We start from the raw sequence: 20,804 nt of genomic DNA, 5'->3' as shown, positions 1-20,804 counted from the left end.
GAGACGGGCGCGCCATCACACCCGGAGGAGACATCATGGCTTACCCCCAAGGCAGGCAAGGCCTGCAACGACTGCGCCTGCGCGCGCTGCTGGGCGCCGCCGCGCTGGCACTGGCGCTGCCGCTGCTGCCGGCCGCCGCCGCGGCGCAGGCGGCTTACCCGAGCAAGCCCATCCGCGTGGTCGTGCCCTACACGCCGGGCGGCGTGTCGGACACCGTCACGCGGCTGGTGATGCAGAAGCTGGCCGAACGGCTGGGCCAGCCGGTGGTGGTGGAGAACCGTCCCGGCGCCAACGGCATGATCGGCTCGGACAATGTCGCCAAGTCCTCGCCGGACGGCTATTCGTTGCTGGTGGTGGTGGCCGCGCACGCCATCAATCCGAGCCTCTACTCGCACATGAGCTACGACCCCGTCAAGGACCTGACCGGGGTCAGCGAGATCGGGCGCATCCCGATGCTGATGGTGTCCAGCGGCCAGTTGCCGCCGAACAGCGTGAAGGAGCTGGTGGCCTGGGGCAAGGCCAACCCGCAGCGCCTCACCTTTGCCTCGAGCGGCAACGGCTCGGGCGCGCACCTGACGGGAGAGCTGTTCGCCCGCGCGGCCGGCGTCAAGATGACCCACGTGCCCTACAAAGGCATCTCGCCGGCGCTCCCCGATCTGTTCTCCGGCCAGATCGCCGTGATCTTCGACTCGGTGCAGACCATGATGCCGCAGGTGCGCGCCGGCAAGGTCAAGGCCCTGGCCATCACCGGACCGGCGCGCTGGCCCACCGCGCCGGACGTGCCGACCATCGCCGAGGCCGGCTATCCCGCCGCGTCCGCCTCGAGCTGGATCGGCCTGCTGGCGCCGGCGAAGACCCCCAGGCCGGTGCTGGACAAGCTCTCGGCGGAAATGGCGGCCGTGCTGAAGCAAGCCGATGTCCATGCCCGCCTGGTCGACTACGGCATCGAGCCGGTCGGCGGCACGCCCGAACAGTTCCAGTCCTTCATCCGCGAGGAAGCGGCGCGCTGGGCCACGGTGGTGAAGCAAGCGGACATCCATCTCGATTGAGGTGGCGCGGGACGCGGTGGCGTCCTGGCGTGTCCGATCAGGCCGACGGCGCTATCGGGTGCGCTCGGGCTTCGCACCCCGTCGGTTTGCTCCCCTCTCCCGCGTGCGGGAGAGGGGCCGGGGGAGAGGGCCGGCGCCAGCCACGGCGATGCCTTCCCCGGCGTCATCGCTACAACACCCCCCGCTCGCGCAGCCCCGCCAGCTCGGCGTCGCCGAGTCCCAGTTCCGCGCGCAGCGCCGCCTCGGTATGCTCGCCCAGCATCGGCGGCGCGCGCATTTCCACCGGGGTGGCGGAGAAGCGCAGCGGGCTGCGCAGGGAGGGGGCATCCACGCCGCGGCCATGCGGCAGCTTCAGCAGCAGATCGCGATGGCGCACCTGCGGGTCGGCGAAGACAGCGTCGAGCGAATTGATCGGGCCGCACGGCACGAAGGCACGTTCCAGCGTGGACAGCAGTTCCGCCGCATGCCAGCCGGCCACGCAGGCGCCGATGCGATCGCGCAGCGCGGCACGGTTGGCCACGCGGCCGGTGTTTTCGCGGAAGCGCTCGTCGTCGAGCAGCTCGGCGCAGCCCAGCACCTTGCACAGCGCCGCGAACTGGCCGTTGTTGCCGGCCGCCACGATCAGGTGGCCGTCGAGGCAGGCAAATACTTCGGACGGTGCCGCCACCGGGTTGGTGTTGCCCGCGCGTCCCGGGACCTTGCCGGTCATCAGGTAGCCGAGGCCGAGATGGCCGTTGGCCGCTACCGAGGCATCGAGCATGGCGGCATCGATGTACTGGCCCTCGCCGGTGGCGAGGCGGTGGTAGAGCGCGCCCATCAGGGCCACGCTGGCGTTGAGGCCGGTCAGGATGTCGGTGATGGGGATCGATGTGCGCATCGGCTCGGCGCCGGCGCTGCCGTCGGGCTGGCCGCAGGTGCTCATCAGGCCCGCCATGCCTTGCAGGATGAAGTCGTAGGCCGGGCGCGCGGCGTAGGGGCCGTCGGGACCGAAGCCGGTCACCGAGCAATAGATGATGTCGGGCCGCAGCGCGCGGATCGAGTCGTAGTCGAGGCCGTATTTGCGCAGGCTGCCCGCCTTGTAGTTCTCGACCACCACGTCGCAGCGCGCGGCCAGCCGGCGCACCAGCTCGGCGCCCTCGGGCCGCGAGATGTCGACCGTGATCGACTGCTTGCCGCGATTGCAGCACAGGTAGAAGGCCGAGTCATTGCTGGTCCTGCCTTGCGCGTCGGTGAGAAAGGGCCCCATCTTGCGCGTGTCATCGCCGTCGCCCGGCTTCTCGATCTTGTAGACGGTGGCACCCATGTCGGCCAGGTTCTGCGTGGCCCAGGGGCCAGCGACCACGCGGGTCAGGTCGAGCACCTTGATGCCCTGGAGGATTGCGCTCATCGATGTCTTTCGTGGAAGTCGGTGTACGGCATCATTGAGCGCGGCACGCGTTCACGCAATTTCTCAGTGCCGAAGCGTGCGTAAGCCGCAGGCGAAGCATGCCGTGGCGAGGCGGCGTGCGCTTCGCAGGGGGATTGACGACGGGTCGCCGGCACGCGCATCATGGCGCTCATGCATTCCGACGCGCTGCGCGCCATTTCCCCGATCACGACCACTACCACCACGACCGCGCCAGGCGGGTCGTGAGGACGGTATCGAGTCGGAACGCATACTGTTTCAAGGCCCCGCCAGCGATGGACGGGGCCTTTTCGTTTCTCCGTCCATGCCGGGACAACGCGGGGCATGCCCCCCACCCAGACGACATGAGCAGGAGAAACACATGCCAGAACCTTCCGCCCGCCGCGCGCTGCTGATCCTCGACATGCAGTGCGGCCTCTTCGATGGCCCCGAGCCGCCTTACGAAGGCGAGCGCGTGCTCGCCCGCATCAACCGGCTTGCCGCGCGTGCGCGTGCCGCCGGCGCGCCGGTCCTCGCCGCGCGCCATACCGGACCCGCAGGCTCGCCGATCGCGCCGGGCAGCCCGGCCTGGCAGCTGCTGCCGCGCCTCGACGTGGATGCGGCACACGACATCGTGTTCGACAAGACCCGGCCGAGCGGCTTCGTCGGCACCGGGCTGGAGGCGCGCCTCGCGCAGGCCGGCATCGGCGAGCTGGTGATCGTCGGCATGAAGACGCAGTACTGTGTCGACGCCAACTGCCGCGCCGCGGCCGATCTCGGCCTGCGGCCGGTGCTGGTGGCCGACGCGCATACCTGCATGGACACGCCGGACCTGCCCGCGGCGGCCATCATCGCGCACCACAACCGCACGCTCGGCAGCGCCTTCGCGCAGCTCGTCACTGCCGAGGCGTGCCGCTTCTAGTCTCTCATCGATCCATTCGAGGCTCAGGACACCGCCGAGGCCGGCAGGTCCGCGCTGCAGCTCGGGTGTTCGGCGTCGTGGTCGTGCGGATGCAGCGCGCCGGGCACCTTGCAGCTGTCGAGTCCGCCGGCGCTCAGCCAGGCGGCGGTGGCCTCGGCCGCGCGATCGATCAGTTCGCCGCAGCGGCTGTAGTCGTAGGGCGAGACATCGAGCGGGCACAGCGGCGGCACCACGCTGATGCGGGCCACGTCCGACCAGCGTTCGAGGTCGTGCACGAGCTGGCGCGCTACCAGCAGCGACAGGGCGTTGAAGGCGTGTTCGATGGCGCCGCGCGGTTCGCGCCGCTGCGCGCAGGCGAAGCCGGCCGGCAGCACCAGCACGCGGGTGGCGCCCAGCCGGACCGCGGTGGAAACCGGGGTGTTGTTGGCCACGCCGCCGTCGATCAGCGCGCGCCCGTCCACCCGCACGGGTGGGAACACGCCGGGGATGGCGGCGCTGGCCAGCACCGCATCGACCAGGCTGCCGGACGACAGCACGACTTCCTCGCCGCTGTGCATGTCGGTGGCCACCACATGCAGCGGCACCGCCGCGTTCTCGATGCGGGCGTTGCCGAAATGGAGTGCCAGCAGGCGCTGCAGCGCGGTGGACTCCACCAGGTGCCCGCGCCGTCCGCCGAACATGCCCAGCAGGTTGCGCCAGGACCATGGCATCACATCGTCGCGCCGCACGCCGCGCCAGAGCGCTTCCAGGCGCGACGTTCCCTCGGCGTGGGGATGGCAGGCGAAATAGGCGCAGTTGATGGCGCCGGCCGAGGCCCCGACGACGAAGTCGGGGATCAGGCCGGAGGCCACCAGCTCGCGCAGCATGCCGGCCTCGACGGCGCCGAGGCTGCCGCCGCCGGCGAAAACGAAGGCTGTCTTGTCCATGGCGTATTGCGATGCAGCAGATCGCAGTGGGAGAGGTCTGCGACTAGGGTATATCGTGCGCGCGCCGACGGCCAGTGTCCGGCACCCGGAGGCGCCGGCACCGCGATGGCACATAATGTGCATAGCCATGTGGAAAAATGGTACGCCCGCCAGCAGAGCGGCGCGAAGAGAGGAGACGATGAGCAGTTCTACCGACAATTTCTCGGCCACCATGCGCGATGGCCTGTCCAACCTCGCCCGCCGGCTGCGTTTCGCCATGAAGGAGGGGTCGATCTGGCTGGGCGAGCAGCGCATGATCCTGCTGCATACGGCGGCGCTGGGCGCCCTGCGCAAGGAATTGGTGGATACCCTCGGCATGGAGCGTGCGCGCGGCCTGTTCATGCGCATGGGCTTCCATTCCGGGCTGCGCGATGCCGAACTGGCCAAGACCATGCGCTCGGGCCACAGCGACTTCGGCATGCTCGAGATGGGGCCCTGCCTGCACACCATCGAGGGCGTGGTCAGGGTGACGCCGCTGACCGTGGACATCAATATCGCCGCCGGGGTCTACCACGGCGAATTCCTCTGGGAAGACTCCTTCGAGGGCGATGTGCACCGGCAGATGTTCGGCGTGGCGCAGGCGCCGGTGTGCTGGATGCAGATCGGCTACGCCACCGGCTATACCTCGGCGCTGATGGGCAAGACCATCCTCTACCGCGAACTGGAATGCGTGGGCTGCGGCCAGCCCCACTGCCGCATCCTGGGCAAGCCGCTGGAGCAGTGGGAGGACGGCGAGGCCGAGCTGGCGCTGTACCAGCCCGACCCGGTCATCGACACCATCCTGGCCTTGCAGAGCGAAGTGGAGCAATTGCGTGCCCTGCAGCGCGCCAATGACCAGCCCGCCGACCTGGTGGGCGGCTCGCCGGGCTTCCGCGCCGCCTGGAACCTGCTGCAGCGCGCCGCCGGCAGCAGCGTGACGGTGCTGCTGCTGGGGGAGACCGGGGTCGGCAAGGAGCGCTTCGCGCAAGCCCTGCACGGCGTCAGCGCGCGAGCCGACAAGCCCTTCGTGGCGGTGAACTGCGCCGCCATCCCCGACGAACTGATCGAGTCCGAGCTGTTCGGCGTGGAGAAGGGCGCCTTCACCGGCGCCCACCAGTCGCGTGCCGGCCGCTTCGAGCGTGCTCACGGCGGCACCCTGTTCCTGGACGAACTGGGCGAGCTGTCCGCCTCGGCGCAGTCCAAGCTGCTGCGCGTGCTGCAGGAGGGTGAGGTAGAGCGCGTCGGCGGCAACGAGGCGCGCAAGGTCGACGTGCGCCTGGTCGCCGCCACCAATGTGGACCTGGCCGAGGCGGTCAGGCAGGGCACCTTCCGCAAGGACCTGTACTACCGGCTCAACGTCTACCCGGTCACGATTCCGCCGCTGCGCGAGCGGCTGGACGACATCCGGCTGCTGGCGGAGCGCTTCATCGCGCGCTACGGCGCGCGCCATGGCAAGAAGATCCTCGGCATCACCGATCGCGCGCTGGCCGAGCTGCGCCGCTACGACTGGCCGGGCAATGTGCGCGAACTGGAGAACGTGATCGAGCGCGGCGTGATCCTGGCGGCCAACGGCGGCCAGATCAGCGCCGAGCAATTGTTCCTGCCCGGCACCGAAGCGCCGGCCGGGGTCGACACCACGCCCAGGCTGGGCGAGCAGGGCGCGCTGCCCGGCCTGCGCGAAGCCGCGGTGCATGGCCTGCTGGACTATATGGCCGAGAACGGCCTGGCGCTGGGCGAGGTGGAAAGCGTGCTGATGGAGGCTGCCATGCAGCGCGCCGACGGCAACCTGAGCCAGGCGGCGCGGCTGCTCGGGCTGACGCGGCCCCAGCTGGCGTACCGATGGAAGACGCGCGGCACGCGCGGGTGAGGGGAGCAGGCCGGCGCGGCGCGAACCCCGACGCGCATGCCGTAGCCGGCGAGATGCACCAACACCAATCGCCAAGCACACGGTCTTGGCTCCCTCTCCCCGCACGAAGAGGGTTGAGGAGAGGGGTGGTCTAGCGAGGCGTCGCATCGAGCGAAGCCCTCGGTGCGATCCTGCACGCGGGCACGGAAACGAAGCCGACGGTGCGATCCCGCCCGTCACGGCATAGCCAGTGCCTGCCCTCTCCCCGGCCCCGCTCCCGCAAGCGGGAGCGGGGAGACAGCCGCCACGGCGCAGCCCGTATCGCTCCGTCCGGAGCCAGCCGCCCCCCACGCATTCCTCCGATTTGATCATTTGATGCATCCCGCACGTCAGCGCTGCGCCGGGTCCGGCGCGGCGCGGCCTGGCGATGCTGCGCCGCGTTCCGCCGTGCGGCCCGGCAGCTGAGCGCCCGGGCCCTTTTGGCAGGGCTTCGTTGTTGCGATGCGCAAGTACGGCGGCGGCAGCGGCCGCTGCCCGCAAACGGCCGCCTGGCGCGGCTTTTGATCATTTGATCAAGTGCGCGGCGGAGCTTGATGAATTGATCGAGCGGTGGCGCAGCGATCTCTCCGGGTTTGTACGGAGATGGGCCGGGCGTGGCATCGCCATCTGTGCCGCAAACGCTGATCTGGCGTGCCTTTGCGCGGGCTGGCACGGTCTTCGCAATAGTCCGGGCAAGCACAACGCGATGCGGCACGGCAGCACGCGGATGCCACGCACCTGGAGACGCCATGATCAATCAATCGGTCCCGCTGTTCGAAGCCACGCCGCGCTACGTGCGCGTGGAAGGCCGCACGCCGGAGGGCTTCGTGCTGTTCGCCTTCAGCGTCGCCGATCCCGACCTGAACGTCGAACTCATCCTGCCGGAGCCGATGTTCGAAGCCTTCTGCAGCGCCAACCATGTGCGCTTCCTGCCGGCAGAGGCGGCCTCCGTCGATAGCGGCGAGGACGCCTAGCAGGCACCCACCGGGCACACACGACGGGCCGCCAGAGCCCCCACCGCCGGCGCACCCGCGCCGGCACCACGATACAAACCAGGAGACAACGCGATGCAAGTCGATATCAAGACGCAGCAGATCCAGCCGCTGCGCCAGACCTACGGCCACGTGGCGCGGCGCTTCGGCGACAAGCCGGCCTCGCGCTACCAGGAGGCGACCTACGACGTCCAGTCCGAGGTCAACTTCCACTACCGCCCGACCTGGGCGCCGCAGTTCGAGCTGTACGACAAGCGCCGCACCGCCATCGAGATGGCGGACTGGTATGCGCTGAAGGACCCGCGCCAGTACTACTACGGCGCCTACGTCGGTATGCGCGGGCGCCAGCAGGAAGCGGCCGAGAAGAACTTCGCCTTCGTCGAGAAGCGCGGGCTGCTGCAGGCGCTGCCGCTGGAATGGCGCGAGCGCCTGACCGATGGCCTGCTGCCGCTGCGCCACGTGGAATGGGCGGCGAACATGAACAACTTCTACTGCGCCGACTATGGCTGGGGCACGGCCATCACGCAGGCCTGCACCTACTGCGCGATGGACCGGCTGGGCATCGCCCAGTACCTGTCGCGCATCGGCCTGCTGCTGGACGGCAACACGGGTGCTGCGCTGGAGCGGGCGCGCGCGGCCTGGCTGGAGAGCGAGGCATGGCAGCCGCTGCGCCGCTTCGTCGAACACAGCTTCGTCATCGAGGACTGGTTCCAGACCTTCGTCACGCAGAACCTGGCGCTCGACGGGCTGCTCTATCCGCTCGTCTACCAGCATGCCGACGCGGCCATCGTGCGCGCCTGCGGCACCGGGCTGGCCGTGGTGACCGAGTTCATGAACGACTGGCGCGACGAGCACGTGCGCTGGGTCGACGCGGTGGTGCAGACGGCGGCCGCCGAGTCCGAGGCCAACCGCGCGCTGCTGTCGCGCTGGGCCGCCGAGGCACGCGCGCAGGCGGCCGAGGCGCTGCGGCCGGTGGCGGCCATCCTGCTGGGGGGCGAAGGAGAGCAGGCGATCGCCCTGTGCCTCGAACAATTCGACGCCCGGCTGGCCAAGCTCGGCGTGGCCGCCTGAGGAGAATGCCATGAGCGCCAACGTCTACATCGCCCTGCAGAACAACGACGACACCCGTCCCATCATCGAGGCCATCGCCGAGGCCAACCCGCTCGCCGTGGTGTCGCAGTTCCCCGCCATGGTCAAGATCGACGCCCCGGGGCGCCTGACCATCGTGCGCGAGCTGGTGGCCGACAAGCTCGGCCGCGACTGGGACCTGCAGGAGATCCACCTGAACCTGATCTCGCTGTCCGGCAACATCGACGAGACCGACGAAGCCTTCACGCTGCACTGGAGCGCCTGAGCACGGCTCGGCGCCCCGCACACAAGCAACGGCAACCACACGCCATAGCAGAGCATACGGAGACATCATGGACGCACGCAAGAAGCTCAACCTGCGCGAGAAGTACGCGACGATGACGCGCGACCTCGGCTGGGAGACCACCTACGAGCCGATGGACAAGGTCTTTCCCTTCGACAAGTACGAAGGCATCAAGATCCACGACTGGGACAAGTGGGAGGATCCCTTCCGCATGACCATGGACGCGTACTGGAAGTACCAGTCGGAGAAGGAGCGCAAGCTGTACGCGATCATCGACTCCTTCGTGCAGAACAACGGCCACCTCAACGTCTCGGACGCGCGCTACCTGAATGCGCTGCGGCTGTTCCTGACCGGCGTGACGCCGCTGGAGTATGCCGCGCACCGCGGCTATGCCCACCTGGGGCGCCATTTCCGCGGCGCCGGCGCGCGCGTCGCGGCGCAGATGCAATCGATCGACGAGCTGCGCCACGCGCAGACCCAGCTGCACACGCTGTCGGTCTACAACAAGTACTTCCACGGCTTCGGCGAGTGGCGCCACATGCATGACCGCGTCTGGTACCTGTCGGTGCCCAAGTCCTACTTCGAGGACGCAATGAGCGCGGGGCCGTTCGAGTTCATCACCGCGATCTCGTTCTCGTTCGAGTACGTGCTGACCAACCTGCTGTTCATGCCCTTCATGTCGGGCGCCGCCTACAACGGCGACATGGCCACAGTGACCTTCGGCTTCTCCGCGCAGTCGGACGAGTCGCGCCACATGACGCTGGGCCTGGAGGTGGTCAAGTTCCTGTGCGAGCAGGACCCGGACAACATCCCGATCCTGCAGAAGTGGCTCGACAAATGGTTCTGGCGCGGCTTCCGCCTGCTGACGCTGGTCGGCATGATGATGGACTACATGCTGCCGCGCCGCGTGATGTCCTGGGCCGAGGCCTGGGAGATGTACTTCGAGCAGGCCGGCGGGGCGCTCTTCAAGGACCTGGAGCGCTACGGCCTGCGCCTGCCCAAGTACCACGACGTCGCCACCAAGACCAAGGACCGCATCACCCACGAGGCCTGGGGCACCTTCTACAACTATGCGGCCGCCGCCGGCTTCCACACCTGGATCCCGAAGCCCGACGAGATGGCATGGCTGGACGAGAAGTATCCGCAGACCTTCGCGCGCTACTACAAGCCGCGCCTGGACTACTGGCAGGAGCGCCAGCAGGCCGGCGAGCGCTTCTACAACGGCACGCTGCCGATGCTGTGCCAGACCTGCCAGATCCCGATGGTGTTCTCCGAGCCGGACGACCCCACGCAGACCTGCTATCGCGAGAGCAGCTACCACGGCATGAAGTTCCACTTCTGCTCGGACGGCTGCAAGGACATCTTCGACGGCGAGCCCGAGAAGTATACCCAGGCCTGGCTGCCGGTGCACCAGATCTACCAGGGCAACTGCGGCGGTGCCTCGCTGGAGGACGTGCTCAAGTGGTACCGGCTCAACCTGGGCGCCGACAACCTCGACTTCGAAGGCTCGCAGGACCAGAAGAACTGGAATGCCTGGAAGGGCGTGCCGCACCCGGCTGCCTGAGCGCCGCGCCACCCCGGACCCCACGCATAAGGAGACACATCATGTCCGTCGCATCCATCGGTGAATACCGCTTCGAACCCGCCGACCGCGAGGCGGTGTTCCACGGCAACCGCCTGCTCTACGTCGGCTGGGACCAGCACCTGCTGTTCTGCGCGCCGCACTGCTTCCCCTTCCCGCCCGCGATGCGCCTGCGCGAGGTGGTCGAGCAGGTGCTGCCCGGCGTCTATGGCTACCACCCCGACTTCGGCCGCATCGACTGGAGCCGGGTCGAGTGGCTGCGCGGTGGCCGGCCCTGGCAGCCCGACCTCGACGCCACGCTGGAGGAGAACGGCCTCGGCCACAAGGAAGTGATCCGCTTCCGCACGCCCGGCCTGGACGGTATCGGCGGCAGCGCGAGCTGAGCGCCGCCGCGCAAGGAGACGCAAGATGTATTCGCTGACCATCGAGCCGATCGGGCAGACCATCCCGATCGCACCCGGGCAGACCGTGCTGGATGCCTGCCTGCGCAGCGGCGTATGGCTGCCGCACGCCTGTTGCCACGGCTTGTGCGCCACCTGCAAGGTGCAGGTGGTGGAGGGCGAGGTCGACCAGGGCGAGGCTTCGAGCTTCGCGCTGATGGACTTCGAGCGCGACAACGGCCAGTGCCTGGCCTGCTGCGCCACCGCGCAGTCGGACCTGACCATCGAGGCCGACATCGAGGAGGACGCCGATGCGCTGGGCCTACCGTTGGCCGACTACGAGGCCGAAGTGGTGGACGTGCGCGCGCTTACACCGACCATCCGTGGCATCTGGCTGCGGGTCAAGGGCGGTGCGAAGGTGGCATTCCAGGCGGGCCAGTACCTGAACCTGCAGGTGCCGGGCTGCGACCAGCCGCGCGCCTTCTCGCTGGCCAATGCGCCGGATGAGGAACTGGTGGAACTGCATGTGCGCAAGGTGGAGGGCGGCCAGGCCACCGGCTACCTGCACGAGCGGCTGGCGGTCGGCGACGCCTTGCGCTTTTCCGCGCCCTACGGCCGCTTCTTCGTGCGCCGCTCGGCACAGGCGCCGATGCTGTTCCTGGCGGGCGGCTCCGGGCTGTCGAGCCCGCGCGCGATGATCCGCGAACTGCTGGCCGCTGGCGAGACCTTGCCGATCACGCTGGTGCAGGGCGCGCGCAACCGGGCCGAGCTGTACTGCGAGGACGAGTTCCGTGCGCTGGCCGAACGCCATCCGAACTTCCGCTACGTGCCGGCGCTGTCCGACGAGCCGGCCGACAGTGCCTGGCAGGGTGCGCGCGGCTTCGCGCACGAGGCGCTGGCCGCGCTCTATGCCGATGGCGACGGGCGCGCGGACTTCCGCGGCCACAAGGCCTACCTGTGCGGGCCGCCGCCGATGATCGAAGCCTGCATCCGCACCCTGATGCAGGGCCGGCTGTTCGAGGCGGACATCCATACCGAGAAGTTCCTGTCCGCGAGCGATGCGCAGAACAGCGCGCGCAGCCCGCTGTTCAAGATCTGACGGGCAAGGCGCACAAAGCGCACCAAGCACACAAAGCGCACCAAGCGTGCAAAGGAGACAGACATGCATACGGTGGAGATTGCGGACAGCGGGCAGCGCTACCCCTGCGACCCGGGGCAGAACCTGCTGCGTGCCATGGAAGTGCTGGGGCAGCGCGGCATCCCCGCGGGCTGCCGCGGCGGCGGCTGCGGCGTCTGCAAGGTCCGCATCGAGTCGGGGCGCTACCGCACCGGCAAGATGAGCCGCGCCTGCCTGTCGGAGGCGGAGCAGGGGCAGGGGCTGGTGCTGGCCTGCAAGGCATTTCCCGACAGCGATATCCGCTTGCGGCCGGCGGCGCTGCTGGCGCGTTGCCTGGACAAGGCGCGCTAGCGGGGCCGACTGTCGAGCAAGCGAAAGCGCCGCGAGGGCGGTGACGACAAACACGGATCGCAGATCCGGACATCAAGGAGACGAACATGGCATTGACTGGCGTATTGCGCCCGGGGCACGTGGCATTGCGCGTGCTGGAACTGGAACCGGCGCTGAAACACTATATCGACGTGCTCGGGCTGCAGGAGACCGGCCGCGACGCGCAGGGCCGCGTCTACCTGAAGGCCTGGGACGAGCACGACCATCACAGCGTGGTGCTGCGCGAGGCCGACAGCCCGGGCATGGACTACATGGGCTTCCGCGTCGACAGCGACGCCACGCTGGAGCGGCTGGCGGGCGAAGTGGCCGCCAGCGGGCTGGCGCAGGACTGCGCCTGGATTCCCGCCGGCGAGCACCTGCGCACCGGCCGGCGCTTCCGCTTCACCATCCCGACCGGCCATGCCATCGAGCTGTTCGCGGACAAGGACAAGCTCGGCTGCCAGACCGGCGACCTGAATCCGGACCCCTGGCCGGACGACCTGCGCGGCATGGCGCCGAGCCGCTTCGACCACTGCCTGTTGTACGGCGACGACCTCGACGGCACGGTCAAGCTGTTCCGCGACGTGCTGGGTTTCTCGCTGGCCGAGGAGGTGGTGGCGGGGCCGGAGCGGATGGTGATCGGCGCCTTCCTGACCTGCTCGAACAAGGCGCACGACATCGCCTTTATCCGCCACCCGGAGAAGAACCGCTTCCATCACGCTTCGTTCCAGCTCGACAACTGGAGCGAGGTGCTGAAGGCGGCCGACATCATCTCCAAGCGCGATGTATCGCTCGACATCGGTCCGACCCGGCACGGCATCACGCGCGGCGCCACCATCTACTTCTTCGACCCCTCGGGCAACCGCAACGAGGTCTTCGCCGGCGGCTATATCCATTACCCGGACAAGCCGACCATCACCTGGACCGATAACGAGCTGGGGCGGGCGATCTTCTATCACGACCGCAAGCTCAATGATGCCTTCTTGAATGTGTTGACCTGAGGGGGAGTTTTCGAATGAGGCGGTGCTCGGCATCGTGCGAGCCATCGCATGACGCTGGCGCCAGCCCTCACCCCCAACCCCTCTCCCGCGAGCGGGAGAGGGGAGCCAGGTTCATCGCGGGCGGGGAAGGTCGCTCTGGCGAGGGTTTGTTCCCCTCTCCCATGCAATGGGAGAGGGGCCGGGGGTGAGGGCGGGCGATTGCCGTGGCGAAGGCCTGCGTGTTTTCCCAGCCCCCCGGAAAAGCGAAGCGCACCGGGAACCGAGCGAACGAAAGAAGCAAGCCTCCCCCGCCATCCCCAAGCCATAACGAGACAAGCACCATGAAAGACTTCCAGAACTTCATCAACGGCCAGTGGGTCGCCACCGGCCGCCAATTCGATGACCGCAACCCGGTCGACAACAGCCTGATCGGGCGCGTGCACGAAGCCGGCCGCGCGGAGGTGGAGGCGGCGGTGGCCGCCGCGCGTGCCGCGCTCGCGGGCCCCTGGGGCCGCATGACGGTGGCCCAGCGCGTGGAACTGCTGCACGCGGTGGCCGACGGCATCAACCGCCGCTTCGATGACTTCCTGCAGGCGGAGATCGCCGATACCGGCAAGCCGCTGTCGCTGGCCAGCCATGTCGACATCCCGCGCGGCGCGGCCAACTTCAAGGTCTTCGCCGACCTGATCAAGAACGTGCCGACCGAGAGCTTTGCCATGGCCACGCCGGACGGCGGCGAAGCGGTCAACTACGCGGTGCGCACACCGCGCGGGGTGATCGGCGTGGTGTGCCCGTGGAACCTGCCGCTGCTGCTGATGACGTGGAAGGTCGGCCCGGCGCTGGCCTGCGGCAACACGGTGGTGGTCAAGCCCTCGGAGGAGACGCCCGCGACCGCCACGCTGCTGGGCGAGGTGATGAACGAGGTGGGCGTGCCACCCGGCGTCTACAACGTGGTGCACGGCTTCGGCCCGGACTCGGCGGGCGCTTTCCTCACCGAGCACCCGGATGTGGACGGCATCACCTTCACCGGCGAGACGCGCACCGGCGAGGCCATCATGCGCGCGGCGGCGCGCGGTGTGCGCCCGGTGTCGTTCGAGCTGGGCGGCAAGAACGCCGGCATCGTCTTCGCCGACGCGGACTTCGACAAGGCGGTGGCCGGCATCACGCGCTCGGCCTTCGAGAACAGCGGCCAGGTGTGCCTGGGCACCGAGCGGGTCTATGTGCAGCGGCCCATCTTCGAGCGCTTCGTCGCCGCGCTCAAGGCCAAGGCCGAAGGGCTCAAGCTGGGTCCGCCCAACGAGGCCGGCGTGACCATGGGCCCGCTGGTGTCGCTGGAGCACCGCGAGAAGGTCCTGTCCTACTACCGCAAGGCGGCCGAGGCGGGCGCCACCGTGGTGACCGGCGGCGGCGTGCCGCAGATGCCGGGCGCGCTGGCCGAGGGCGCCTGGGTGCAGCCGACCATCTGGACCGGCCTGCCCGAGAGCGCGGCAGTGATCCGCGAGGAGATCTTCGGGCCCTGCTGCCATATCGCGTCGTTCGACACCGAGGAGGAGGTGATCGCGCTGGCCAACGATACGCCCTACGGGCTGGCCGCCACGGTGTGGACTTCGGACCTGGGCACCGCGCACCGCATGGGCAAGGCGCTGGAGGTGGGCATCTGCTGGATCAACGCCTGGTTCCTGCGCGACCTGCGCACCGCCTTCGGCGGCGCCAAGCAATCCGGCATCGGCCGCGAGGGCGGGGTGCATTCGCTGGAGTTCTACACCGAGCTGCGCAATATCTGCGTGAAACTGTGAGGCAAGACATGGAAGAAGCCCTGCAACAAGGCCTGCCGGCGCAGCAACTGCGCGAGATCGGCGCCAGCCTGCACCAGGCCCTGGTGCGCCGCCAGGCGGTGGCGCCGCTGACCGAGCGCTGGCCGGCGCTGTCGATCGACGACGCCTACCGCATCCAGCTGGCCATGGTGCAGCACCGGCTGGATGCCGGCGAGCGCGTGATCGGCAAGAAGATCGGTGTCACCAGCAAGGTGGTGATGGACATGCTGGACGTGCGCCAGCCGGACTTCGGCCACCTGCTGTCGGGCATGGTCTATCCGGACGGCGCGGCCATCGAGGCTGCCACGCTGATCGCGCCCAAGGCCGAGGGCGAGATCGCCTTCGTGCTCAAGGAGGACCTGGCCGGTCCCGGCGTCACCAATGCCGACGTGCTGCGCGCCACCGCCTTCGTGCTGCCGTGCTTCGAGATCGTCGATTCCCGCATCCGCGACTGGAAGATCCGCATCCAGGACACGGTGGCCGACAACGCGTCCTCGGGGGTGTTCGTGCTGGGCGACGCGGCGGTGGACCCGCGCGGGCTGGACCTGGGCACGGTCGGCATGACGCTGGAGAAGAACGGCGAGATCGTCGCCACCGGAGCGGGCGCGGCCGCGCTCGGCCATCCGGCCAATGCGGTGGCGTGGCTGGCCAATACGCTGGGCCGGCTGGGCATCGCGCTGAAGGCGGGCGAGGTGATCCTGTCGGGCTCGCTGGCGGCGATGGTGCCGGTGCAGGCGGGCGACCAGCTGCGCATCAGCCTGGGTGGCGTCGGCTCGGCCGGCGTGCGCTTCGTCTGAGGGGGCCGTCCCCGCGCAAGCCACAGGCCACCGCCCATGAGCCATGAGCCATGGAGCCATGAGCCACAAGCTACAAGGAAAGACCATGAACCTGACACAAGAGACCATCCGGCAGCTCGCCGAGCACCTGGAGAACGCCGAGCTGCAGCGCGAGGCGGTACGCAAGATCACCGACGCCCATCCGGACATGGACTGGGACGACGCCTACGCGATCCAGGACGCCATCCGCGCGCGCAAGGAAGCGCGTGGCACGCGCATCGCCGGACTGAAGATGGGGCTGACCTCCTTTGCCAAGATGCGCCAGATGGGGGTGAGCGAGCCGGTCTACGGCTTCCTGACCGACTACGGCGCCTGCATGGACGGCGCGGCGATCGACACTTCCGGCCTGATCCATCCCAAGGTCGAAGCCGAGATCGCCTTCGTGCTCAAGCGGCCGCTGAAGGGCCCGGGCTGCCATATCGGCGACGTGCTGGCGGCGACGGATTTCGTGCTGCCGGCGGTGGAGGTGATCGATTCGCGCTATGAGAACTTCCGCTTCGACCTGAAGAGCGTGATCGCCGACAACACTTCGTCGGCGCGCTTCGTCACCGGCGGTACCAGCCTGGGGGTGGAAGGGCTGGACCTGAAGAACCTCGGCGTGGTGCTGGAGAAGAACGGCGAAGTGGTGGCGACCGCCGCCGGCGCCGCCGTGCTGGGCCATCCGGCCAACAGCGTGGCGATGCTGGCGAACATGCTGGGCGCGCGCGGGCGCGAGCTGCCGGCGGGCACCTTCATCATGACCGGCGGCGTGACGGAGGCGGTGGCGGTGGCCGCCGGCGACAACGTGACGGTGCGCTACCAGCGGCTGGGGTCGGTGTCGATGCGCTTTGTGTGAGGCTTGGGGGTGGGGTGGTGCCACGCGGCGGCAAGGCGTACGCAGACCTATTTGCCTTCGTCGTACCCCCGCGCCAGCCGTCCCGCCCTCACCCCTGGCGCCACGCGCCGGCAAGCCCCATCATGCAGACCAAGGCCAGCCAGACCACCCATCCAACCCATTCCAACCTGAAGGAGCCCACACCATGCCCATCATGCAAGTCTTCCTGATCGAAGGCCGCACCGAAGAACAGAAGGCCCGCCTGATCGCCGCGCTGACCGATGCGGCGGTCGAGTCGATCGGCGCGCCGCGCGAAACGGTGCGGGTGATGCTGCAGGAAATGCCCAAGGAGCACTTCGGCATCGGCGGCAAGACAGCCAAGGAGCTGGGACGCTGAAGCGAAGCCGGGAGGGCGGCACGCCGGCGGTCCGGCGGCGGCGACGCGCCGCCACGCGGACTGCCGCCGCGCCGGTCAGCCGCCGCTGACGCGTGCCAGGAAGGCCCGCGTGGACGCCTCGCGCGGGGCGTCGATGACCTGCGCGGGCGGGCCGGCCTCGACCACCACGCCGTCGCGCATGAAGACCACCTGGTCGGCCACTTCGCGCGCGAAGGCGATCTCGTGGGTCACCAGCATCATGGTCATGCCCTCGTCGGCCAGCGCGCGCATCACGCCCAGCACTTCGCCGACCAGTTCGGGGTCGAGCGCCGAGGTGGCTTCGTCGAACAGCATCACTTCGGGCTGCATGGCCAGCGCGCGTGCGATGGCGACCCGCTGCTTCTGCCCGCCGGAGAGCTTGTCGGGATAGGTGCCGGCGCGTTCGGCGAGGCCGACGCGCGCCAGCAGTTCCAGCGCCCGCGCGCGGGCTTCGGCCTTCGGGCGTCCCAGCACGGTCACCATGCCCTCCATGACGTTCTCCGCGGCGGTCATGTGGGGAAACAGGTTGAAGTGCTGGAACACCATGCCGGTGCGCGCGCGGAAGGCGGCCAGGGCGCGGTCGCCGAGCCTGGGACCGCCCGGCTGGTCGAAGTCGAAGCGGTGCGCGCCGACCTGGATGGTGCCGCCGCAGGGCGTGGTCAGCAGGTTGACGCAGCGCAGCAGGGTGGACTTGCCGGAGCCCGAGGGGCCGATCAGCGCGACCACCTCGCCCTTGCCGACCTCCAGGCTGATGTCGCGCAGCACGGTGACGTCGCCGAAGCGTTTCTTCAGGCCGCGGATCGAGATCATGGGTTCGGTTGGCATCGGCTCAGGCTCCCGTGGTTTTCGCTTCCAGCCGCTTGGCCAGCATGGTGGCGGGCAGCAGGATGGCGAAGTAGATCACGGCCACCAGGGTGTAGATCTCGAGCGGGCGATAGGTGTCGTGCGCGATCACCTGGCCCTGGTAGAGCAGGTCGGGCACCGCCAGCACCGACAGCAGCGAGGTGTTCTTGAGCTGCATGATGGACTGGCTGACCAGCGGCGGGGTCATGCGGCGGAAGGCCTGCGGCAGCACGATGCGGCGCATCACCTGCCCGCGCGTCATGCCGAGCGCCTGGCCGGCCTCGACCTGGCCCGGATCGATGGAGATGATGCCGCCGCGCACGATCTCCGAGTAGAAGGCGCCGCCGTACAGGGTCAGCGCCAGCACCGCGGCGGTGCCGGGCGTCAGCTCGATGCCGAGCAGCACCGGCAGCGCATAGTAGAACCAGATCAGCTGCACCAGCACCGGCGTGCAGCGGAACACTTCCACGAAGGCGCGCAGCGAGCCCGCCAGCAGCCGGCTCGACGAGACCCGCCCAAGGCCCACCAGGACCCCCACCAGCAGGCCGGAGACGATGACCACCGCGGTGTAGGCCAGCGTGGTCAGCACGCCGGCCGTGATGATGCCCCGGTACGCCCACAGCGAACCGAAATCCCACTGATACATGCTCGGCCCTCAGAAGCGGACTTGCGGCGGGAAGGCGGTGGGCGGCACGTTGGCCAGCTTCTGCATATTGCCGACGATGGTCTCGCGGATGCGGCCGGCCTTGCGTGCTTCGTCCAGCCAGGCATTGAGCGCGTTGACGAAGGCGGGGTCGGACTGCTTGCGCAGGCCGATGTTGGTGACCGCGGTCTGCGGCGGCGTGGGGTAGAGGATGTGGCCGATATTGGGCAGCTTGGCCAGCAGCGCGGTGGACAGCAGCACCACCAGGATCTGGCAGTCGACGCGGCCGGACTGCAGCGCCATGGTGGCGGCTGCCGAGGTCTCGAAGCGCTGCACGTTGGCGCGCGGCAGCAGCTGGGTGGCGAGCTGGTCGTGGTTGGAGCCGACGTCCACCGCGATGCGCATCTCGGGCACGTTGAGCTGCTCCCAGCGCTCGATGTTCAGCGACTTGCGCGCCACCACCGTGTGCAGGTTCTGGAACAGCGGATTGCTGAAGTCGACCGCCTCGCGCCGCTGCGGCGTGGGCGCCATGGCGAACTGGGCGTCGATCTTGTTGGTCTGCACGTCCAGCACGGCGTTGCCCCAGGTGGTCTCCACCCATTCGACCTGCGCGCCCAGGTGCCTGGCCAGGTCGCGCCCGAAATCGATGCAGAAGCCGCGCCATTCGCCGGTGGCGAGGTCCTTGCTGAAATAGGGTGAAGCGCCGTTGATGGCGCCCAGGCGCACGCGGCCGGTGCGCTTGATGCGGGCCATGGTCGATTCGGGCTCGTCGGCGAAGGCCGGGGGGAGGGCGAGCGCCGAGCCGCTTGCGAGGGTGGCTTCGATGAACTGCCTGCGCGTGATCGCCATGTCGGGTTTCCTCTCTCTCTCTGTCGTGTGGATGCTGCCGTGGTTGTGGTGCCGATGGCCGGGTACGGCTGCCCGGGCGCCATCCTGGGGCCCGAGTGTAGCAGCAAGGTGGCGGCCGGCGGAATGGCTGCCAGCCCTGGGCGCGGCATGCCGAAGGACGGAAGCGAGTTCTGTGCCATGTGCCCGCCAGCCGCGCGCATCGGCCTGGTGCTTCCGCGCGGCGGCGAAGCTCAGTAGACTCACGCACAGGCCCGCGCCGCGTCCGCGCTGCGTCCCGGCCGCTTCGTCCCATTCTTCTTACCACCCTTGCTGCGTCCCGCGCGGACGCGGGTTCGACGATATGAAAGTCGTAGTGATCGGCGGTGGCGTGATCGGCACGGCCACGGCGTACTGGCTCAACCGGCAGGGCGCCGAGGTGACCCTGGTCGAGCGCGAGCCCGACGTGGCGCGCCAGACCAGCGCCGGCAACGCGGGCGTGATCGCGCCCGGCTATGTCACGCCGTGGGCCGCGCCGGGCATGCCGGCCAAGATCCTGAAATACCTGCTGAAGCCGGCCGCGCCGGTCATCTTCCGGCCGCAGCTGAGCCTGCGCCAGTGGCGCTGGATCGGGCGCTGGCTGGGCAACTGCGAACTGGCGCGCTATCGCGTCAACAAGCTGCGCATGCAGCGCGTGGCCTACTACAGCCGCGCCTGCCTGCACGAATTCCTGCGCGACCACCCCCTCGACTACGGCCGCAGCCAAGGCTACCTGCAGCTGTTCCGCTCGCGCTACGACGAGGAGCTGGCCAGGCCGGCGCTGGCCTTGCTGGCCGAGGCCGGCATCCCGCACCGCCTGCTCGATGCCGCCCAGTGCGTCGAGATCGAGCCGGCGCTGGCGCGCGCGCCGGTGGCCCCGCTGTCCGGGCTCTACCTGCCCGAGGACGAGGCCGGCGACTGCGCGGTCTTCACGCGCGAACTGCGCGCCTTGTGCGAGCAGGGCGGCGTGCGCTTCCGCTTCGGCGCCCGCGTGGCGCGCCTCGAGGCGGCCGGCGGGCGGGTCAGTGCGGTGCAGCTGGAGCAGCTGGAGCCGTTGGAGGCGGGGCCGCAGCGCCTGCCCTGCGATGCGCTGGTGATGGCCGCCGGGGTCGACAGCCACACCCTGCTGGACCCGCTGGGCATCGCCCTGCCGCTCTATCCGGTCAAGGGCTATTCGGCCACGCTGCAGATCACCGATGCCGAGGCCGCGCCACGCGCCGCCGTCATGGACGAGTCGCTCAAGACGGCCATCACGCGCATGGGCAACCAGGTGCGCGTGGCCGGCACCGCCGAGCTGGGCGACGACCGCCTGGCCCTGCGCGAGGCCAGCCTGAAGACGCTGCGCCAGGTCATGGCGGACTGGTTCCCGGGCGCCGGCGACATGGCCGGCGCGCGTTACTGGGTGGGCCGGCGGCCGATGACGCCGGACGGCCCGCCCATCCTCGGCCCGACCTCGCACGCCAATCTCTTCCTGAACGTGGGGCACGGCTCCACCGGCTGGGCCATGTCGATGGGATCCGGCCGCGTGGTGGCGGACCTGGTGCTCGGGCGCAAGCCGGAGATCGACCTGGACGGCCTCACGCTGGCGAGGTACTGAAC

At 69.2% G+C, this 20,804-nt stretch carries 21 protein-coding genes; 16 read left to right on the top strand and 5 right to left on the bottom strand.

The features are described from left to right. Window positions 1–35 precede the first annotated feature (35 nt). A complete protein-coding gene (locus BKK79_RS35245) occupies window positions 36–1,049 on the top strand; it encodes a tripartite tricarboxylate transporter substrate binding protein (protein WP_071040158.1) in 1,014 nt (337 codons plus the stop codon). A gap of 169 nt (window positions 1,050–1,218) precedes the next feature. Here the strand turns inward: BKK79_RS35245 and BKK79_RS35240 are convergent, their stop codons facing one another. Further along, window positions 1,219–2,436, bottom strand: coding sequence for a CaiB/BaiF CoA transferase family protein (locus BKK79_RS35240; protein WP_071040157.1), 1,218 nt, complete (start codon window positions 2,434–2,436; stop codon window positions 1,219–1,221). Window positions 2,437–2,815: 379 nt separating this feature from the next. Here BKK79_RS35240 and BKK79_RS35235 point away from each other — a divergent pair, with 379 nt between their 5' ends. Further along, window positions 2,816–3,355, top strand: coding sequence for an isochorismatase family protein (locus BKK79_RS35235; protein WP_071019239.1), 540 nt, complete (start codon window positions 2,816–2,818; stop codon window positions 3,353–3,355). A 23-nt stretch (window positions 3,356–3,378) separates the two neighbouring features. On the opposite strand, the gene BKK79_RS35230 is transcribed toward BKK79_RS35235, so the two are convergent. Further along, window positions 3,379–4,281, bottom strand: a complete 903-nt coding sequence (locus tag BKK79_RS35230) for a patatin-like phospholipase family protein (protein WP_071019242.1) — start codon at window positions 4,279–4,281, stop codon at window positions 3,379–3,381. Between the two features lie 178 nt (window positions 4,282–4,459). Between BKK79_RS35230 and poxR the strand changes: the two genes are divergently transcribed. The 13 genes from poxR to BKK79_RS35165 all read left to right on the top strand — a co-directional run bounded on the left by poxR (window position 4,460) and on the right by BKK79_RS35165 (window position 16,837). Next, on the top strand, window positions 4,460–6,166 hold the full coding sequence (gene poxR, locus BKK79_RS35225) for a phenol degradation transcriptional regulator PoxR (RefSeq protein ID WP_071019244.1): 1,707 nt from the start codon (window positions 4,460–4,462) through the stop codon (window positions 6,164–6,166). A 767-nt stretch (window positions 6,167–6,933) separates the two neighbouring features. Beyond that, window positions 6,934–7,158, top strand: coding sequence for a phenol hydroxylase subunit (locus BKK79_RS35220; RefSeq protein WP_071019247.1), 225 nt, complete (start codon window positions 6,934–6,936; stop codon window positions 7,156–7,158). A gap of 93 nt (window positions 7,159–7,251) precedes the next feature. After that, a complete protein-coding gene (locus tag BKK79_RS35215; RefSeq protein WP_071019249.1) occupies window positions 7,252–8,247 on the top strand; it encodes an aromatic/alkene monooxygenase hydroxylase subunit beta in 996 nt (331 codons plus the stop codon). Window positions 8,248–8,257: 10 nt separating this feature from the next. Beyond that, window positions 8,258–8,530, top strand: a complete 273-nt coding sequence (locus tag BKK79_RS35210) for an MmoB/DmpM family protein (RefSeq protein WP_071019255.1) — start codon at window positions 8,258–8,260, stop codon at window positions 8,528–8,530. A gap of 67 nt (window positions 8,531–8,597) precedes the next feature. After that, window positions 8,598–10,112 carry an aromatic/alkene/methane monooxygenase hydroxylase/oxygenase subunit alpha gene (locus BKK79_RS35205; RefSeq protein ID WP_071040156.1) on the top strand — a complete coding sequence of 505 codons (1,515 nt, stop codon included), beginning with the start codon at window positions 8,598–8,600 and terminating at the stop codon, window positions 10,110–10,112. Between the two features lie 41 nt (window positions 10,113–10,153). Beyond that, complete coding sequence (locus BKK79_RS35200) at window positions 10,154–10,513, top strand: phenol hydroxylase subunit P4 (RefSeq protein WP_071019260.1); 360 nt, start codon at window positions 10,154–10,156, stop codon at window positions 10,511–10,513. Window positions 10,514–10,538: 25 nt separating this feature from the next. Beyond that, window positions 10,539–11,609, top strand: a complete 1,071-nt coding sequence (locus BKK79_RS35195; RefSeq protein WP_071019263.1) for an NADH:ubiquinone reductase (Na(+)-transporting) subunit F — start codon at window positions 10,539–10,541, stop codon at window positions 11,607–11,609. A 63-nt stretch (window positions 11,610–11,672) separates the two neighbouring features. Then, window positions 11,673–11,978, top strand: coding sequence for a 2Fe-2S iron-sulfur cluster binding domain-containing protein (locus BKK79_RS35190; RefSeq protein ID WP_071019266.1), 306 nt, complete (start codon window positions 11,673–11,675; stop codon window positions 11,976–11,978). A gap of 86 nt (window positions 11,979–12,064) precedes the next feature. Beyond that, window positions 12,065–12,997 (top strand): catechol 2,3-dioxygenase, encoded by a 933-nt coding sequence (locus BKK79_RS35185; RefSeq protein WP_071019269.1) that lies wholly within the window; start codon window positions 12,065–12,067, stop codon window positions 12,995–12,997. Window positions 12,998–13,317: 320 nt separating this feature from the next. Then, window positions 13,318–14,772, top strand: coding sequence for a 2-hydroxymuconic semialdehyde dehydrogenase (locus tag BKK79_RS35180; protein WP_071040155.1), 1,455 nt, complete (start codon window positions 13,318–13,320; stop codon window positions 14,770–14,772). Window positions 14,773–14,780: 8 nt separating this feature from the next. After that, window positions 14,781–15,587 (top strand): 2-oxopent-4-enoate hydratase, encoded by an 807-nt coding sequence (gene dmpE, locus BKK79_RS35175; protein ID WP_071019274.1) that lies wholly within the window; start codon window positions 14,781–14,783, stop codon window positions 15,585–15,587. Between the two features lie 85 nt (window positions 15,588–15,672). Beyond that, window positions 15,673–16,461: a 2-oxo-3-hexenedioate decarboxylase gene (gene dmpH / locus BKK79_RS35170; protein ID WP_071019277.1), complete on the top strand. Its 789-nt coding sequence runs from the start codon at window positions 15,673–15,675 to the stop codon at window positions 16,459–16,461. Between the two features lie 184 nt (window positions 16,462–16,645). Then, a complete protein-coding gene (locus BKK79_RS35165) occupies window positions 16,646–16,837 on the top strand; it encodes a 2-hydroxymuconate tautomerase (protein ID WP_071040154.1) in 192 nt (63 codons plus the stop codon). Window positions 16,838–16,912: 75 nt separating this feature from the next. On the opposite strand, the gene BKK79_RS35160 is transcribed toward BKK79_RS35165, so the two are convergent. Genes BKK79_RS35160 through BKK79_RS35150 form a run of 3 tightly spaced genes read right to left on the bottom strand, consistent with a single transcriptional unit; the run spans window position 16,913 to window position 19,190 of the window. Beyond that, the gene (locus BKK79_RS35160) at window positions 16,913–17,680 is read right to left on the bottom strand and encodes an amino acid ABC transporter ATP-binding protein (protein WP_071019282.1); all 768 of its coding nucleotides are present in this window, start codon (window positions 17,678–17,680) and stop codon (window positions 16,913–16,915) included. 4 nt (window positions 17,681–17,684) lie between these two features. Next, window positions 17,685–18,344: an amino acid ABC transporter permease gene (locus tag BKK79_RS35155; protein ID WP_071019285.1), complete on the bottom strand. Its 660-nt coding sequence runs from the start codon at window positions 18,342–18,344 to the stop codon at window positions 17,685–17,687. 9 nt (window positions 18,345–18,353) lie between these two features. Further along, window positions 18,354–19,190, bottom strand: coding sequence for a transporter substrate-binding domain-containing protein (locus tag BKK79_RS35150; protein WP_071040153.1), 837 nt, complete (start codon window positions 19,188–19,190; stop codon window positions 18,354–18,356). Between the two features lie 340 nt (window positions 19,191–19,530). Here BKK79_RS35150 and BKK79_RS35145 point away from each other — a divergent pair, with 340 nt between their 5' ends. Beyond that, entirely contained in the window at window positions 19,531–20,802 is a 1,272-nt protein-coding gene (locus BKK79_RS35145; protein WP_071040152.1) for a D-amino acid dehydrogenase, read from the top strand. Window positions 20,803–20,804 lie beyond the last annotated feature (2 nt).

The organism is Cupriavidus sp. USMAA2-4 (assembly GCF_001854305.1).
GTDB classification, from domain to species: domain Bacteria; phylum Pseudomonadota; class Gammaproteobacteria; order Burkholderiales; family Burkholderiaceae; genus Cupriavidus; species Cupriavidus malaysiensis.
This window is presented reverse-complemented; position numbering and strand designations above follow the sequence as displayed.

Bases quoted from the DNA above. Each gene is read 5' to 3' on its own strand.
- BKK79_RS35245 (WP_071040158.1), top strand. From the start codon at position 36: ATGGCTTACCCCCAAGGCAGGCAAGGCCTGCAACGACTGCGCCTGCGC.
- BKK79_RS35240 (WP_071040157.1), bottom strand. From the start codon at position 2,436: ATGAGCGCAATCCTCCAGGGCATCAAGGTGCTCGACCTGACCCGCGTG.
- BKK79_RS35235 (WP_071019239.1), top strand. From the start codon at position 2,816: ATGCCAGAACCTTCCGCCCGCCGCGCGCTGCTGATCCTCGACATGCAG.
- BKK79_RS35230 (WP_071019242.1), bottom strand. From the start codon at position 4,281: ATGGACAAGACAGCCTTCGTTTTCGCCGGCGGCGGCAGCCTCGGCGCC.
- poxR (WP_071019244.1), top strand. From the start codon at position 4,460: ATGAGCAGTTCTACCGACAATTTCTCGGCCACCATGCGCGATGGCCTG.
- BKK79_RS35220 (WP_071019247.1), top strand. From the start codon at position 6,934: ATGATCAATCAATCGGTCCCGCTGTTCGAAGCCACGCCGCGCTACGTG.
- BKK79_RS35215 (WP_071019249.1), top strand. From the start codon at position 7,252: ATGCAAGTCGATATCAAGACGCAGCAGATCCAGCCGCTGCGCCAGACC.
- BKK79_RS35210 (WP_071019255.1), top strand. From the start codon at position 8,258: ATGAGCGCCAACGTCTACATCGCCCTGCAGAACAACGACGACACCCGT.
- BKK79_RS35205 (WP_071040156.1), top strand. From the start codon at position 8,598: ATGGACGCACGCAAGAAGCTCAACCTGCGCGAGAAGTACGCGACGATG.
- BKK79_RS35200 (WP_071019260.1), top strand. From the start codon at position 10,154: ATGTCCGTCGCATCCATCGGTGAATACCGCTTCGAACCCGCCGACCGC.
- BKK79_RS35195 (WP_071019263.1), top strand. From the start codon at position 10,539: ATGTATTCGCTGACCATCGAGCCGATCGGGCAGACCATCCCGATCGCA.
- BKK79_RS35190 (WP_071019266.1), top strand. From the start codon at position 11,673: ATGCATACGGTGGAGATTGCGGACAGCGGGCAGCGCTACCCCTGCGAC.
- BKK79_RS35185 (WP_071019269.1), top strand. From the start codon at position 12,065: ATGGCATTGACTGGCGTATTGCGCCCGGGGCACGTGGCATTGCGCGTG.
- BKK79_RS35180 (WP_071040155.1), top strand. From the start codon at position 13,318: ATGAAAGACTTCCAGAACTTCATCAACGGCCAGTGGGTCGCCACCGGC.
- dmpE (WP_071019274.1), top strand. From the start codon at position 14,781: ATGGAAGAAGCCCTGCAACAAGGCCTGCCGGCGCAGCAACTGCGCGAG.
- dmpH (WP_071019277.1), top strand. From the start codon at position 15,673: ATGAACCTGACACAAGAGACCATCCGGCAGCTCGCCGAGCACCTGGAG.
- BKK79_RS35165 (WP_071040154.1), top strand. From the start codon at position 16,646: ATGCCCATCATGCAAGTCTTCCTGATCGAAGGCCGCACCGAAGAACAG.
- BKK79_RS35160 (WP_071019282.1), bottom strand. From the start codon at position 17,680: ATGCCAACCGAACCCATGATCTCGATCCGCGGCCTGAAGAAACGCTTC.
- BKK79_RS35155 (WP_071019285.1), bottom strand. From the start codon at position 18,344: ATGTATCAGTGGGATTTCGGTTCGCTGTGGGCGTACCGGGGCATCATC.
- BKK79_RS35150 (WP_071040153.1), bottom strand. From the start codon at position 19,190: ATGGCGATCACGCGCAGGCAGTTCATCGAAGCCACCCTCGCAAGCGGC.
- BKK79_RS35145 (WP_071040152.1), top strand. From the start codon at position 19,531: ATGAAAGTCGTAGTGATCGGCGGTGGCGTGATCGGCACGGCCACGGCG.